Here is a 13,657-nt window from a genome sequence, read left to right as displayed (position 1 = left end):
GGACGTTGGATGTCCTGATGACCCGACCGCCGATCCCTCGAAGGGCAGGCCGGACCATGACGTCAGCAGCTCGCCGCGCACACCCCCGCACCCCCCGCTCCAGACCCCGGCGCCGCCGTGCCGCCGGCCTGCTCTGCGCGCTGACCGCCACCGCCCTCGCCCTGCTGCCGACCGCCTCCGCGGGAGCGGTCGCTGACGGCTCGTCGGGCGCTCGCGCCCAGGCCGCCGCTGCACCGCCCGCGGGCGGCTTCGAGCAGCAGGTCCTCTTCAAGGCGTCCCGGGAACAGGGCTACTTCTGCTTCCGCATACCCGCCGTGGTCAGGTCCGTACGCGGCACCCTGCTCGCCTTCGCGGAGGGCCGGCGGCACGACTGCGGTGACGCCGGTGACATCGACCTCGTCCTCAAGCGCTCCACCGACGGCGGACGCACCTGGGGCCCGCTCGAGGTCATCAACCACGGCAACGGCGACACCCATGGCAACCCCGCACCCGTCGTGGACCGCCGCACCGGCCGGATCGTGCTCGCCGAGACCTACAACAAGGGCCGTACCGACGGCCTCAGCTGCGAGGTGCCCTGCGACCGCACCCCGCACCTCCAATACAGCGACGACGACGGCGCGACCTGGTCACAGCCCCGGGACCTGACCCCCAGCATCCGTCCCCCGCAGTGGAACTCCTGGTACGCCACCGGGCCGGTGCACGGCATCCAGCTCACCCACGGGCGGCACGCCGGCCGGCTGGTCCTGGGCGTCAACTCCGAGAGCTATGCGGGCAACCGGGTCACCGCCAACCACGCCGCACTGGTCCACAGCGACGACGGCGGCACCACCTGGCGGGTCGGCGCACTGGACTCCTGGCCGATCGCCGCGGACGGCACGTTCCGTCAGAAGCCCTCGGAGATGACCCTCCTGGAGCGCTCGGACGGCTCCGTCTACGTCAACGGCCGTGAGCAGGACGGCACCGATCTCGGCCACCGGGACGCCGCGGTCAGCCGCGACGGCGGCACCTCCTTCACCACGCCGTTCCGTGCCCTGCCGGACCTCTACACACCGATGGTGCAGGGCTCGGCGCTGCGCCTGCCGCGCTCCCCCGCCGCGGGCGGCCGCAGCCGCACCCTGTTCGCCGCGCCCGCGGACCCCGACCGGCGGCGGACCATGACCCTCCGCTCGTCCTGGGACGAGGGACGTACGTGGGAGGGCGTCGACCGGGGTGCCCGGGTCACCACGGACTGGTCCGGCTACTCGGATCTGGTGGCCATCTCGCCCGAGGTCACCGGCCTGATGTACGAGGGTGGTGCGGTCGACGCCCGCGACGAGATCCGCTTCGTCCGCTTCACCGAGGACTGGCTCGGCCCGCGCCGCGGCCCCGACCCGACCACCGCTGACCGCGCGCCCGGCGCCCGGCCCGCCCTCGTCCTGGGCGGGGCGCGCGCCACCGAGGGGCGCTTCGGCGGTGCGCTCGCCTTCGACGGCACGGACGACGCGGTACGGCTGCCGTTCCGTGGCTCCCTGCCCCTGGGCACCCACGACTTCACCTGCAGCCTGTGGTTCCGCTACGACGCCGCCGGCGGTGAACAGCCGCTGCTGTGGATGGGCGGGGTCGGCGCCAGGAGCCCACAGGTCACCGTGGAGGGCGACCCCGGGAACCGCCGGATCGTCGCCCGCCTCACCGTCGTCGACGGGGCCGCTCCGGCCGCCACCGCCCAGGCCGCGACCGGCGCGGCGTACAACGACGGCGCCTGGCACCATCTGGCGCTGCGCCGCACCGGCGGGCGGCTGCTGTTGACCGTGGACGGCACCGAGAGCACCGTCGTCCCCGATGTCCCCGGCTCGGTCAGTCGCGGCTCGGTCTTCGGGGTACACCTGGGCCAACGGGCGGACAGCCGCGCCCAGTTCACCGGTGCGCTGGACGAGGTCCGGGTCTACCGGCGGGCGCTGACCGACGCCGAACTGTCCCGGGTGCGGTCCGACAACGCCCCGGTGCGGGCGCCGTTGGTGCTGGGACTCCCGTTGGACCGGGTGAACGGGCCCGGCCGGTAGGGCGCTCCGCCGGCCGTCGCGGCGGGGGCGCCCACCCGCGGCGGCGCCGGCTCGGCCCGTGCGGCGAACCGCTTCGCCAGCACCGCGCACACCATCAGCTGCATCTGGTGGAACAGCATCAGCGGCAGCACCATGAGACCGGCCTGGGCGCCGAACAGGACGCTGGCCATGGGCAGTCCGGCGGCCAGGCTCTTCTTGGAGCCGGCGAAGGTGACGGCGATCCGGTCCGCGCGGGCGAAGCCGAGCTTCTTCGAGCCGTACGAGGTGACCGTCAGCATCACCGCGAGCAGCACCGCCTCCACCCCCAGCAGGCACAGCAGCCGCAGCGGGGAGACCTGGTGCCAGATGCCCTGGACCATGCCGGCACTGAAGGCGGCGTAGACGACGAGGAGGATCGAGCCGCGGTCCACGAGGCCGAGGAGCTTGCTGTGGCGGGTGAGGAACGCGTCCGCCCGTTGCCCACCACCGTCCCGGCCGGCGTGCTGGGCCCGCCCCCGCCGGTTCCACCACCACCGCAGCAGCTGCCCGGCCAGGAACGGCAGCAGCAGCTGGCAGACGATCGGGAGCAGGGAGCCGGCCGAGAAGCCGCCGTGCGTGTGCAGGACCAGCCCGGCCAGCAGCGGGGTGAGGACGATCCCGACGAGGCTGGAGAACGAGCCGGCGCAGATCGCCGCCGCGACGTTGCCGCGGGCGAGCGAGGTGAAGGCGATCGCGGACTGGACGGTGGAGGGCACCAGGCACAGGAACAGCAGCCCGGTCCACAGAGCCGGCGGCAGGACGGTAGGAACCAGTGCCCCGGCGGCCAGGCCGAGCACCGGGAAGACGGCGAAGGTGCAGGCCAGGACGGTGAGGTGGAGTCGCCAGTGGCGCACACCGGCCATCGCCTCACGGGTGGGGAGCCGGGCACCGTAGAGGAGGAACAGCAGCGCCACGGCTCCGGTGGCGGCGCCGTCGGCGACCGTGGCGGCCGGTCCGCGGGCGGGCAGCAGCGCGGCGAGCGCGACCGTACCCAGCAGCGCGAGCAGGTAGCCGTCCACGGGGAGCCAGGAGGGCGGTCGGAGCAGGGGGCGGCGCATGGTCTCTCTTCGGTCGGTGGTCTGCGGGCTTCGGGGGCCTGCGGGCTTCGGGGGCCGAGGGTGCTCGGGGGCGTTCGAGAGCACTCGGGGTACTCGGGGCGTTAGGGGGTGCTCGGGGGCGTTACGGGTGCTCGGGGGCGTTAGGGGTGGCTGATCGGGTGCCGGATCCAGGGTGCCGGGGTCGGCCGGTCATCGGGAACCCCTTTCACCGTGCTCACTGTCATCATGGATGGTGATGAGCCCGCCCAGCCGTGAACCAGGACCGCCGGCCGGGGCACCGGGACGGGTGGCCCGTCCTCCGGACACGGACACCGGGGCACCCGGAGGACGGAGGGACATGTTCGAGCCCGTTCAGCTGCGCACCTTTCTGGCGGTCGCGCAGACGCTCAGCTTCACCCAGGCCGCGCACCGGCTGGGACTGCGGCAGTCGACGGTGAGTCAGCAGGTGCGGAAGCTGGAGGAGGCCGCCGGGCGGCGGCTGTTCACCCGGGACACCCACGGCGTGGAGCTGACCGAGGACGGTGCGGCGATGCTCGGCTTCGCCCGCACGATCCTGGCGGCCAACGAGCGGGCCGCACACTTCTTCGCGGGGACCCGGCTGCGCGGCCGGCTCCGGTTCGGCGCCTCCGAGGACTTCGTGCTGACCCGGATGCCGGAGGTGCTCGAAGGGTTCCGGCGGGAGCACCCCGAGGTGGACCTGGAGCTGACCGTCGAGCTGTCGGGCACCCTGCACGAACTGCTGGCGGCCGGACGGCTCGATCTCGTCCTTGCCAAGCGGCGCCCGGAGGACTCCCGGGGCCAGCTGGTGTGGCGTGACCGGTTGGTGTGGGTGGGCACCGAGCGCCTGCGGCTGGATCCGGAGCGGCCGGTCCCGCTGGTGGTGTACCCGCCGCCGGCGGTGACCCGGGCCCGTGCGCTGGCGGCGCTGGAGGGCCAGGGCCGCCCGTGGCGGATCGCCTGCACCAGCGGAAGCCTCAATGGGCTGATCGCCGCAACCCGGGCAGGTCTGGGCGTAATGGCACACGCGAGGGGCATGATCCCGCCAGGTCTGGTCCAAGTGGCGGCGCGCGCCGGACTGCCGGAACTGGGCGGGGTGGATTTCGCTCTGCTCCACGGGGAGCGCGACCGCGCGGCGCCGGGCGCGGCCGAGGCGCTGGCCGAGGCGATCCTGGCGGGCGGCGACAGACTGCAGCTCCCGTAGCTACCGGGCCGGTTCGGGGCCGATCACCGGGACCGGCGCGGGAATCGACGGCGGGTGCAGAGATTTGGTGCAGATATGGTCCCGGCGTCGTGATCGTACGGCGTCGAAGGGATGAGGCCATGTCCACGCTTCTCCGGAGTAACCCCATTTTCCCTCTTGGCCAGTTCCTGTAGGGGCGCGATCACGCCGTGGTACGGCACTGCCGGATGTCCCCGCCGTGGGGTACGGTCGCGGCCTTGTGAGCAACACCACGAGGAGCTGGGTCATTGCGCGAGTTCACCGTCCCGCCATTGGCGACCGCGCCCCGGGTCGGCGGGCTGGCGGATGCGGTCCACGACCACGCGGAAGCCGATCCCGAGCGCGTCGCCCTGGCGCGTAAGGACGATGCGGGCAACTGGCAGAACGTCACCGCCGGGCAGTTCCGGGACGAGGTGATGGCGCTGGCCAAGGGCCTGCTCGCGCAGGGCGTCCGGTTCGGCGACCGGGTCGGCATCATGTCCCGTACGCGCTACGAGTGGACCCTGTTCGACTTCGCGCTGTGGTCGATCGGCGCCCAGTCCGTGCCGCTCTACCCCACCTCCTCGGCCGAGCAGGTCTTCTGGATGCTGCACAACGCGAACGTCTCGGCGTGCCTGGTCGAGCACGAGGACCATGCGATGACCGTCGGCTCGGTCATCGACCGGCTTCCGCAACTGCGCAAGCTGTGGCAGCTGGACGCCGACCCGGTGGCCGAACTGACCGCTGCCGGCGCCCACATCGAGGACGACGTGGTGCACCGCCACCGGATGGCCGTCACTCCGGACGCCACCGCGACGATCATCTACACCTCCGGCACCACCGGCCGGCCCAAGGGCTGTGTGATCACGCACGCCAACTTCATGGCCGAGGCCGACAACATCGTCCTGCGCTACGAGACGGTCTTCACCTCGAAGGGCAACGACGAGGCGGCGACCCTGCTGTTCCTGCCGCTGGCGCACGTCTTCGGGCGGATGGTGCAGGTCGCCGCGATCCGCGGCCGGGTCAAGCTGGCCCACCAGCCGGAGCTCGCGGCCCGTGCGCTCCTGCCCGACCTGCAGTCCTTCCAGCCCACGTTCATCCTGGCGGTGCCCTACATCTTCGAGAAGGTCTTTGCCGCGGCCCGTCGGAAGGCGGAGGCCGAGGGCAAGGTAGGGCCGTTCGACAAGGCGGTGGACATCGCGGTCCGCTTTGCCGAGGCGCAGGAGAACAAGGCGTTCGGCCTGGGCTCCGGGCCCGGTGCCTCCCTGCGGATGCAGCACCAGCTCTTCGACAAGCTGGTCTACAGCAAGGTCCGCGCCGCGATGGGCGGCCGGATGCGGTACGCGATGTCCGGCGGCTCGGCGATGGAGCGCCGGCTGGGGCTGTTCTTCGCCGGCGCCGGAGTGCGGATCTTCGAGGGCTACGGCCTGACGGAGAGCACCGCGGCCGCCACCGCCAACCCCCCGGAGCGGACCCGGTTCGGCAGCGTCGGCGCCCCCATCCCCGGCACCACCGTGCACATCGCGGAGGACGGTGAGATCTGGCTCTACGGCGGGCAGGTGTTCCAGGGCTACCACAACGACCCCAAGGCCACCGACGCCGTGCTGCACGACGGCTGGTTCTCCACCGGCGACCTGGGCGCCCTCGACGAGGACGGCTATCTGACGATCACCGGCCGCAAGAAGGAGATCCTGGTGACCTCGGGCGGCAAGACCGTCTCGCCGGTGGGCCTGGAGGAGCGGGTGCGGGCCCATCCGCTGGTCGCCCAGTGCATCGTCGTCGGCAACGACCGGCCGTTCATCGCGGCCCTGGTGACGCTGGACCCGGAGGCGGTGGCCCACTGGCTGGCCATGCGCGGCAAGCCGGAGATGCCCGCGACGGACCTGGTGCGCGACCCGGACCTGGAGACCGAGATCCGCCGCGCCGTCGTGGCCGCCAACACCCTGGTCTCCCAGGCCGAGTCGATCCGTACGTTCCGGATACTGGCCCACCAGTTCACCGAGGAGCACGGGCTGCTGACGCCGTCGCTGAAGCTGAAGCGCAAGGCGATCGAGACCGCGTACTCGGCGGAGGTGGACGCGCTCTACCAGGGGTGACGGACCGGGGTGACGGACCGCTCCGGTCCGCGGCAACCGGCCTCCCCCACGCGGCGGAGCCGGGCCGTTTCCTGGGCCGGAGGTCCCGCGCGGCACCGCCCGGGAGGCTGCGGTGCCCGGCGGGCTGCCGGGGCCGGTCGGAGCGCTGGAGCTGTGCGCTGGGGCCGTGGGGCTTGCGGGCGCGTTCACTCTGTGCGAACTCTCTGCGGGCGCGCGGGGGGAATGCACCGTTCCGGTTGATCGTTGAACATCGCGGAACACCATCGTCGACGCAAGGATCGATTTCCCCGTGAGCAAGGTCCCCGCCATCACGCTCAACAACGGCATCACGATGCCGCAGCTCGGCTTCGGCGTCTGGCAGATCCCGGACGACGAGGCGTTCACCTCCGTCGGTCAGGCCCTGGAGGCCGGCTACCGCAGCATCGACACCGCGGCGATCTACGGCAACGAAGCGGGCACCGGCAAGGCGCTCGCCGCTTCCGGCCTCCCCCGGGAAGAGCTGTTCGTCACGACCAAGCTGTGGAACTCCGACCAGGGGTACGACGCGACGCTGCGGGCCTTCGACGCCTCCCTCGGCAAGCTCGGGCTGGAGTACGTGGACCTCTATCTGATCCACTGGCCGCTGCCGTCCCAGGACACCTACCTCGACACCTACCGGGCCTTCGAGAAGATCCACGCCGACGGCCGCGCCAAGGCGATCGGCGTCTCGAATTTCCGGCCCGCCCATCTGGAGCGGCTGCTGGGCGAGACCTCCGTCGTCCCGGCCGTCAACCAGATCGAGCTGCACCCGCAGTTCCCGCAGGCCGAGGCCCGGGCCTTCCACGCGCGGCACGGCATCGCCACCGAGGCCTGGTCGCCGCTGGGCCAGGGCAGGGGCCTGCTGTCGGACCCGACGGTCGCCGGACTCGGCGCCAAGCACGGCCGGACGCCCGCCCAGGTAGTGCTGCGCTGGCACCTCCAGCTCGGCAACGTCGTCATCCCGAAGTCCGTCACGCCCTCGCGGATCGCCGAGAACATCGACGTCTTCGACTTCGCACTGGACGACGCCGACCTCGCGGCGCTCGCCGGCCTGGACACCGGCACCCGCCTGGGCCCGGACCCGGACACCTTCGACGTGGCCTGACCCGTCGTCGCTCGCGGCGCCGCCGGCACCCGCCGGCGGCGCCGCGGCGTACCGGCGGTCCGAGTGGCGGGCCGGGCGGACGGCAGGAAGTGTGGAGGGTGAGCGTGGTGTGCTCCCGGTGTCCGCCGGCGGGTCCCGGCGCTCCGCTACGTTCTGCCCCGCCCTCCCCTGTCCTCCGGGCAGAGGAGACGCCCACCGAGGAGACCCTGATGCCTGAAGTCACCTCCGCCTATCAGCCCGGGACCCCCTGCTGGGTCGATCTCGCGGCCCCCGACCAGCAAGCCGCCATCGACTTCTACTCCCAGGTGTTCGGGTGGACCGGCGAGATCGGGCCCCCCGAGACCGGCGGTTACGCCGTCTGCCACCTGAACGGCAAACCGGTGGCCGGCATCATGGCCGCGATGTCGATGGGCGGCCAGCCCCCGCCCGCGACCGTCTGGACCACGTATCTGGCGACGGCCGACGCCGAGGCCACCTCCCAGGCGGTGGGCAAGGCCGGCGGGACGGTCCTGATGCCGGTGATGGACGTGATGACGCTCGGCAAGATGGCCATCACGGCCGACCCCACCGGGGCGGTGTTCGGCATCTGGCAGGCGGGCGACTTCCACGGCGCCGGCATCGTCAATGAGCACGGCGCGCTGATCTGGAATGAGCTCAACACCACCGATCCGTCCGCCGCCGCCACCTTCTACCGCTCCGCCCTCGGCATCGAGAGCAACCCCATGGAGGGCGCCGAGAACTACTACGCCCTGACGGTGAACGACCGCCCCGTGGGCGGCATGCAGCCGATGTCCGAGCAGATGCCGCCGGACACCCCCTCACACTGGCTGGCGTACTTCTCCGTGGCGGACGCCGACGAGACCGTCGCCAAGGTGACCGCGGCCGGCGGGGCGGCGCTCCAGCCGCCCTTCGACATGGTGGCGGGCCGGATGGCCGTGGTGACCGACCCGCAGGGCGCCACCTTCGCCGTCATCAACCCGAAGCCGATGAACGAGGGCTGAGACCCCCGTCGGGTGGGCATCGGGGGTTGCCGAGCCGGCAACCCCCGATGCCCACCCGCGCCGCGGTGACCGTAGGGTCTTGGCCCGTGGCTACTCCGGGATGGATGCCGCCGACGGACACCGAGCGGCGGCTGTACGAAGCGACGGCACGTGGCGACCTGGACGGACAGGTCGCGGCGATCGCCGGTGAGGATCTGTATTTGGCGGCGCCGCAGCCGGGACAGGACCCGCTGCCCGTCTACGACGACCCCGCGACGGGCGGGAGGTGCATCCCGGTCCTGACACGCGGCATGCTGCCGCCGTGGCAGCCGCAGCAGTTCTTCGACCGGATCTCGCTGGAGGAGCTCGCTGAGGACTGGCCGAACGACAAGTGGCGGCTCGCGGTGAACCCCGGGACGCCGTGCGCGGCCCTCCTCTCCGCGGTCCCGGCCCGGCGCACCGCCTGGCGGCGGATCCGCGCCCAGGTGGGGGTGCGCCCCGGCGGGCTGCTGGTCACCCACTTCGGCGGCCCGCTGCACGGCCCGCTCGCCCAGGGGCTGGCGTGCGGCGCACCGCTCGCGGTGCACCACAGCCTGCCCTGGAACGAGCTCGGGACGGCCTTCCTCGACCATGCCTCGGACGCCCGGACGCTGCACGAACAGTGGTCGGTGACCGACCCGGCCACCTGGCAGCAGCGCCTGGACCAGCTGCTCGCCGGGCAGTTCGTGCCGGCCGGCACGGAGGCGGCGCTGCGGGCCCGGTCCGGCGGGCCGGACGCCGACGCCGGGACCTCGGCCGCGCCGGAGACCGGCGGGCCGCAGGAGACCGGCGGGACCGCGGAGTCACCGGAGCTCCCCGAGCTGGTCACCGCCTACGAAGAACGGTTCCGCACCGCCGGTGTGCTGCCGGCCGAGGGCCGGGTGACGTCCCTGGTGGCGCTGGACCTCGCGCACGCCGTCGGCCTGGTCCGCTGGGGCCTGGGCGCCCGCCTGTGCGCACCGCAGCAGGCGGAGCAGGCGGTCATGCGGGTCGGCGTGCGGGCCCGGGAGGCGTACGGCTCCTGGGAGGAGTTCGGCGCGGGCTATGCGCTGGGACGGCTGCTGGCCTTCGACAACGGCTGGTTCGGGCCGCAGTACGCGGAGACCCTGCACCTCCACCAGGTCCTCACCAAGGACCCGGCCTCGCCGTGGCAGGGACTGCCCTTCGCCTGACGGACGGGGGCGGACCGGCCCAGATGCGGCGGACCGCGCTCCGGGTCGTACGTGCACCCCCCCCGGCGCCCCGCACGTCCCGCCCTGCGACGCCTGCGACGCCCTACGGCGCCCCGCGGCGTTAACGGGCACCCCCTCGTTCCCTCGTACGGGTGATGTGGTCACCGGGATCTGCCGGGTGACGGCCGTCTGCGGAAGCCGGGCCACCGACCGGCCGGCGCCGGGGCGGCACCGGCCGGTCAACCGTCACCCGCCTCCACGGCGGACGCCCCGGAGGCGGTGCCCTCGCCCCTGCCCGGGCAGGAGGACCCGGCGAGGGCGGCCGCCGTCCCCGGTACCCACCGTGTCGTGGACGGCCACGGCGGCGGGGGATGATGCAGCAGGTAACGAAAGAGGACGGAGACGACATGAGCGACAGCGGTATGCGCCGCGGGCTGGACCGGACGCTGCTGGACCGCGCGCTCGGTGCGGCCGGGCCGCGGAAACCGCTCGGCCGGCCGACCTGGGCCCAGTGCCGCACCGCGCTGCGCCGTACGCCGCTGTCCGTGTGGCACGACGATGTGACGGACTGGGCCGCCAGCCTGACGTACTACTCGGTGCTGGCGCTGCTGCCCTCACTGATCGTCACGGTGTCGCTGATCGGCCTGGCGGACCCGCCGGCCACCGAGCAGCTCATCAACCAGATCAGCGCGATCGCCCCGGCCGACTCGGGCCCGACCGTCCACCGTGCGCTGGTCAGCATGGCGCGCCAGAGCACCGCCGCCTGGGTGGTGATGGTCGGTGCCCTGGTCAGTGCGCTGTGGTCGTCGTGCAGCTACCTGGCGGTGTTCCGCCGCGCGCTGCACTCGATGCACCGCGCGAAGGACGACCGGCCGCCGTGGCGGAAGGCGCCCCGGATACTGATGACCGCGCTGCTGCTGATGGCGCTGCTGATCAGCAGCGCGGTGGCGCTGCTGGTGAGCGGGCCGATCGCGGCCTGGGCAGGCCGGGCGCTGGGGCTCGGCGACGCGGGCGAGGCGACCTGGAACCTCCTGAAGTGGCCGCTGCTGATGGTTTTGGCGACGGTGCTGGCGATGGTGCTGTTCCGCTCCGGCCCGCCCAGTTCACGCGGGGTGCGCCGGGCGGTGCCGGGCGGTGTGGTCGCGGTGCTGCTGTGGCTGGTGTCGTCCGCCGGCTTCGCCTTCTACGCCTCGTACGTCGGCACCTTCAACCGCCTCTACGGCTCGCTCGCCGGGTCCGTGGTGTTCCTGATCTGGCTGTGGTTCTCGCACCTGTCGCTGCTGTGCGGCGCCCAGTTCAACGTCGAGCTGGCGCGCGCGGGGCGGGTGGTGAAGCCGCGCTCGGGCGACTGAGCGCGGCCCGCCGGGTCAGCGGGCGCCGTGCGCCGGGGCGATCTCCTCGATACGGCGGGCCAGCCCGAAGTCGAGGTGGGTGATCCGGCCGCCGATGCTGTGGGTGTTCACCGCGACCCCGAGCCGGTTGTACCCCAGCGCCAGGTCCGCGTGGTGACCCAACTCCTCCTGGATCTGGGCGATGTGCATGACCATCACGGCCGCCGGGAGGTGCCCGTGAAAGGCGTAGCTGCGGCGCAGCAGGTCGCCCTCGGCGGACCAACCGGGCAGGTCCGCCAGCCGCTCCTCGATCTCCTGCGCACCGAGCGGTTCCAGCTGAGCGTTCATGGTATTCACCTCTCGCCGTCTGCCGATGACTCCCCGTATACCGGACGACTCCCCTGGAGCGACACCACCCTTCGATCGTACGGCGCGCCGCGCATCGACTACCGTCCCTCCCATGACGACTGCTGCCGCGCCCTCACCGACGACCGCGGGCGTGGGCGGGCTGCTGCGCGCCTGGCGGGACCGACGCCGGATCAGCCAGCTCGAACTGGCGCTGCGCGCCGATTCCTCCGCACGGCACATCAGCTTCATCGAGACCGGCCGCTCCCGCCCCAGCCAGGAGATGGTGCTGCGGCTCGCCGAACACCTCGACGTGCCCGTGCGGGAGCGCAATGCCCTGCTGATCGCGGCCGGCTACGCCCCCACCTTCCCCGAGACCCCGCTGGACGACCCCGCCATGGCCGCCCTGCGCACCGGCATGGAGCGCCTGCTGACCGGTTACGAACCGTTCCCGGCGCTGGTGGTCGACGGCGTCTACGACGTGCAGGCGGCCAACCGCGGTATCACCCTGCTGCTGGAGGGCGTCGATCACTCGCTGCTCCGCCCGCCCCTGAACGCCATGCGGATCACCCTGCACCCGGACGGCCTGGCCCCCCGCATCCGCAACTTCCGTGAGTGGCGGGCCCATCTCCTGGCCCAGATGGACCGCCAGCTGGCCCTGATGCGGTCCGCGCCGCTGCGCGCCCTCTACGACGAGGTGAGCGGCTACCCGCTGCCTCCGGGCGGGCGCGAGGAGGCCGCGGGCTCCGGCCAGGCGCCCTTCGCCCTCCCCATGCGGATCGAGCACCACGGCACCGTGCTGTCCTTCATCTCGACCATCGCGACCTTCAACACCCCCATGGACGTGACCGTCTCCGAACTGGCCCTGGAGACCTTCCTCCCGGCCGATCCGGAGACGGCGGCGTACCTGCAGACGACCCTCACGTAGCAGGCGACCCTCACGTAGCAGGAGACTGGGCCCCGCTGCGGCCGCCCCGACGAGCGGCCACCAGCGGGGTGCACGGTCGCCCCTCTCCGCCGAGACCCGGGCCTACCGGGCGGCGGCCTCCGTCCCCGGCACCCGGTCCAGGAACCCCAGCACGGACCGGATCCGCCCGTCCTCCCCCAGCCGCGCCACATCGGACCCGGCCACCGGCGCCGCCCCGTCCGCCGCGCTGACCAGCTCCCACCGGAACCGCACCAGGTCGTGGTGCCCGTCCACGTCGCCCACCTGCCGGAACTCATGGCCGGGGAACTGCCCGTGCGCCCCGGCGATCAGCGCCGTCAGCCCCTCGTGCCCCGCCACATCGGCCAGCGGGTCGGTGTAGCCGGCGCCCTCCTCGAACGCCGCCGCCACGGCCTTCCCCAACTCGCCCTCCCCCACGGCGTTCCACGCCTCGAAGTACCGCGCCACCGCCAGCTCGTACCGCTCGCCCTGCTGCATGTCACTGCCTCTCTTCCTCATGCGCCTCGTCTGCGCGGGGAACCTCAGGTGCGGTGCCCAACTCAGGCACCGTTCGCCCCGCTCCAGCACTCCAACGCTCCGACACCGGCCCACGGGCCGGAGTGCGCCGGCCCGTGAACCGATGCCTTCAGCCTGCCGTTTCGGGGGACGGGGGGCGATTACGCGGGAGGTAATGGCGGCGCCCCCAGGAATACGGGGGCGAGGGCGGCACCCGAGGAATACCGTGGGGCCATGACGGATGAACAGTTAAGTGTCGTCGTGGACAACGGCGTTGAGGTTCCGGTGCCCGCCGAGGGGGAGGTCTGGACGGTCGGGGCGATCATCCTTGACCGGGACGGCAGGGTGTTCGTCCAGAAGCGGAGCGCCGACCGGCGGCTCTTCCCCGGCTGTTGGGACATCGTCGGCGGACATGTCGAGCCCGGCGAGTCCCTTCTGGACGCCCTCGGCCGCGAGATCGCGGAGGAGACCGGCTGGCGGCTGCGGCGGGTACGACACCTGCTCGGGGTCATCAGCTGGACCGGAGACGACGGCCGCGGGAGGCGGCGGGAGGCCGACTACGTCGTCGAGGTCGACGGGGACCTGGACCGCCCCGCGCTGGAATGGTCCAAGCACACCGCCTACGACTGGTTCGGCCCCGACGACCTGCCGCGCCTCAAGGAGAGCCGGGCCGCGGGCGACACCATCATCCACGATGTGATCGCCGAGGCGCTGCGGGTACGACCGGACGGGCTCTAGGCAGGGGTCCGGCAGGGTGGTGCGGCGCTACGGGTGCGGCGATCCCGGCGGTGACGGTGTCGGGGCAGCCGTACCCTCG

12 protein-coding genes are annotated in these 13,657 nt (G+C 72.8%); 9 read left to right on the top strand and 3 right to left on the bottom strand.

Annotated elements, in window-relative coordinates:
• The first annotated feature begins 56 nt into the window (after positions 1–56).
• Complete coding sequence (locus AB0G84_RS20610) at positions 57–2,039, top strand: sialidase family protein (RefSeq protein ID WP_361322398.1); 1,983 nt, start codon at positions 57–59, stop codon at positions 2,037–2,039.
• Here the strand turns inward: AB0G84_RS20610 and AB0G84_RS20605 are convergent.
• Positions 1,922–3,115, bottom strand: a complete 1,194-nt coding sequence (locus AB0G84_RS20605; RefSeq protein WP_361322394.1) for a bile acid:sodium symporter family protein — start codon at positions 3,113–3,115, stop codon at positions 1,922–1,924. The two genes, AB0G84_RS20610 and AB0G84_RS20605, sit on opposite strands and share 118 nt — an antisense overlap.
• A gap of 337 nt (positions 3,116–3,452) precedes the next feature.
• Here AB0G84_RS20605 and AB0G84_RS20600 point away from each other — a divergent pair, with 337 nt between their 5' ends.
• The 6 genes from AB0G84_RS20600 (at position 3,453) to AB0G84_RS20575 (ending at position 11,075) form a co-directional block, all read left to right on the top strand.
• Entirely contained in the window at positions 3,453–4,316 is an 864-nt protein-coding gene (locus tag AB0G84_RS20600; protein WP_361322391.1) for a LysR substrate-binding domain-containing protein, read from the top strand.
• Positions 4,317–4,582: 266 nt separating this feature from the next.
• Positions 4,583–6,409, top strand: coding sequence for a long-chain fatty acid--CoA ligase (locus tag AB0G84_RS20595; RefSeq protein ID WP_361322388.1), 1,827 nt, complete (start codon positions 4,583–4,585; stop codon positions 6,407–6,409).
• A 289-nt stretch (positions 6,410–6,698) separates the two neighbouring features.
• Complete coding sequence (locus AB0G84_RS20590) at positions 6,699–7,532, top strand: aldo/keto reductase (RefSeq protein WP_361322385.1); 834 nt, start codon at positions 6,699–6,701, stop codon at positions 7,530–7,532.
• A gap of 209 nt (positions 7,533–7,741) precedes the next feature.
• Positions 7,742–8,533 carry a VOC family protein gene (locus AB0G84_RS20585; RefSeq protein WP_361322382.1) on the top strand — a complete coding sequence of 264 codons (792 nt, stop codon included), beginning with the start codon at positions 7,742–7,744 and terminating at the stop codon, positions 8,531–8,533.
• Positions 8,534–8,619: 86 nt separating this feature from the next.
• Positions 8,620–9,723, top strand: coding sequence for a DUF1266 domain-containing protein (locus tag AB0G84_RS20580; protein WP_361322379.1), 1,104 nt, complete (start codon positions 8,620–8,622; stop codon positions 9,721–9,723).
• A 407-nt stretch (positions 9,724–10,130) separates the two neighbouring features.
• Positions 10,131–11,075 (top strand): YihY/virulence factor BrkB family protein, encoded by a 945-nt coding sequence (locus AB0G84_RS20575; RefSeq protein ID WP_361322376.1) that lies wholly within the window; start codon positions 10,131–10,133, stop codon positions 11,073–11,075.
• Between the two features lie 15 nt (positions 11,076–11,090).
• Here the strand turns inward: AB0G84_RS20575 and AB0G84_RS20570 are convergent, their stop codons facing one another.
• Positions 11,091–11,402: a 4a-hydroxytetrahydrobiopterin dehydratase gene (locus tag AB0G84_RS20570; protein WP_361322373.1), complete on the bottom strand. Its 312-nt coding sequence runs from the start codon at positions 11,400–11,402 to the stop codon at positions 11,091–11,093.
• A gap of 112 nt (positions 11,403–11,514) precedes the next feature.
• On the opposite strand from AB0G84_RS20570, the gene AB0G84_RS20565 reads away from it, so the two are divergent.
• A complete protein-coding gene (locus tag AB0G84_RS20565) occupies positions 11,515–12,327 on the top strand; it encodes a helix-turn-helix transcriptional regulator (RefSeq protein WP_361322370.1) in 813 nt (270 codons plus the stop codon).
• A gap of 102 nt (positions 12,328–12,429) precedes the next feature.
• Here the strand turns inward: AB0G84_RS20565 and AB0G84_RS20560 are convergent, their stop codons facing one another.
• The gene (locus AB0G84_RS20560; RefSeq protein ID WP_361322367.1) at positions 12,430–12,822 is read right to left on the bottom strand and encodes a nuclear transport factor 2 family protein; all 393 of its coding nucleotides are present in this window, start codon (positions 12,820–12,822) and stop codon (positions 12,430–12,432) included.
• 252 nt (positions 12,823–13,074) lie between these two features.
• Here AB0G84_RS20560 and AB0G84_RS20555 point away from each other — a divergent pair, with 252 nt between their 5' ends.
• Entirely contained in the window at positions 13,075–13,578 is a 504-nt protein-coding gene (locus AB0G84_RS20555; protein WP_361322364.1) for an NUDIX domain-containing protein, read from the top strand.
• Positions 13,579–13,657 lie beyond the last annotated feature (79 nt).

The sequence above is a fragment of the Streptomyces sp. NPDC020742 genome (genome assembly GCF_040641675.1).
Taxonomy (GTDB): Bacteria; Actinomycetota; Actinomycetes; order Streptomycetales; family Streptomycetaceae; genus Streptomyces.
Note: the sequence above shows the minus strand (reverse complement) of the source record. Positions and strands in the feature narration are given on the sequence as shown.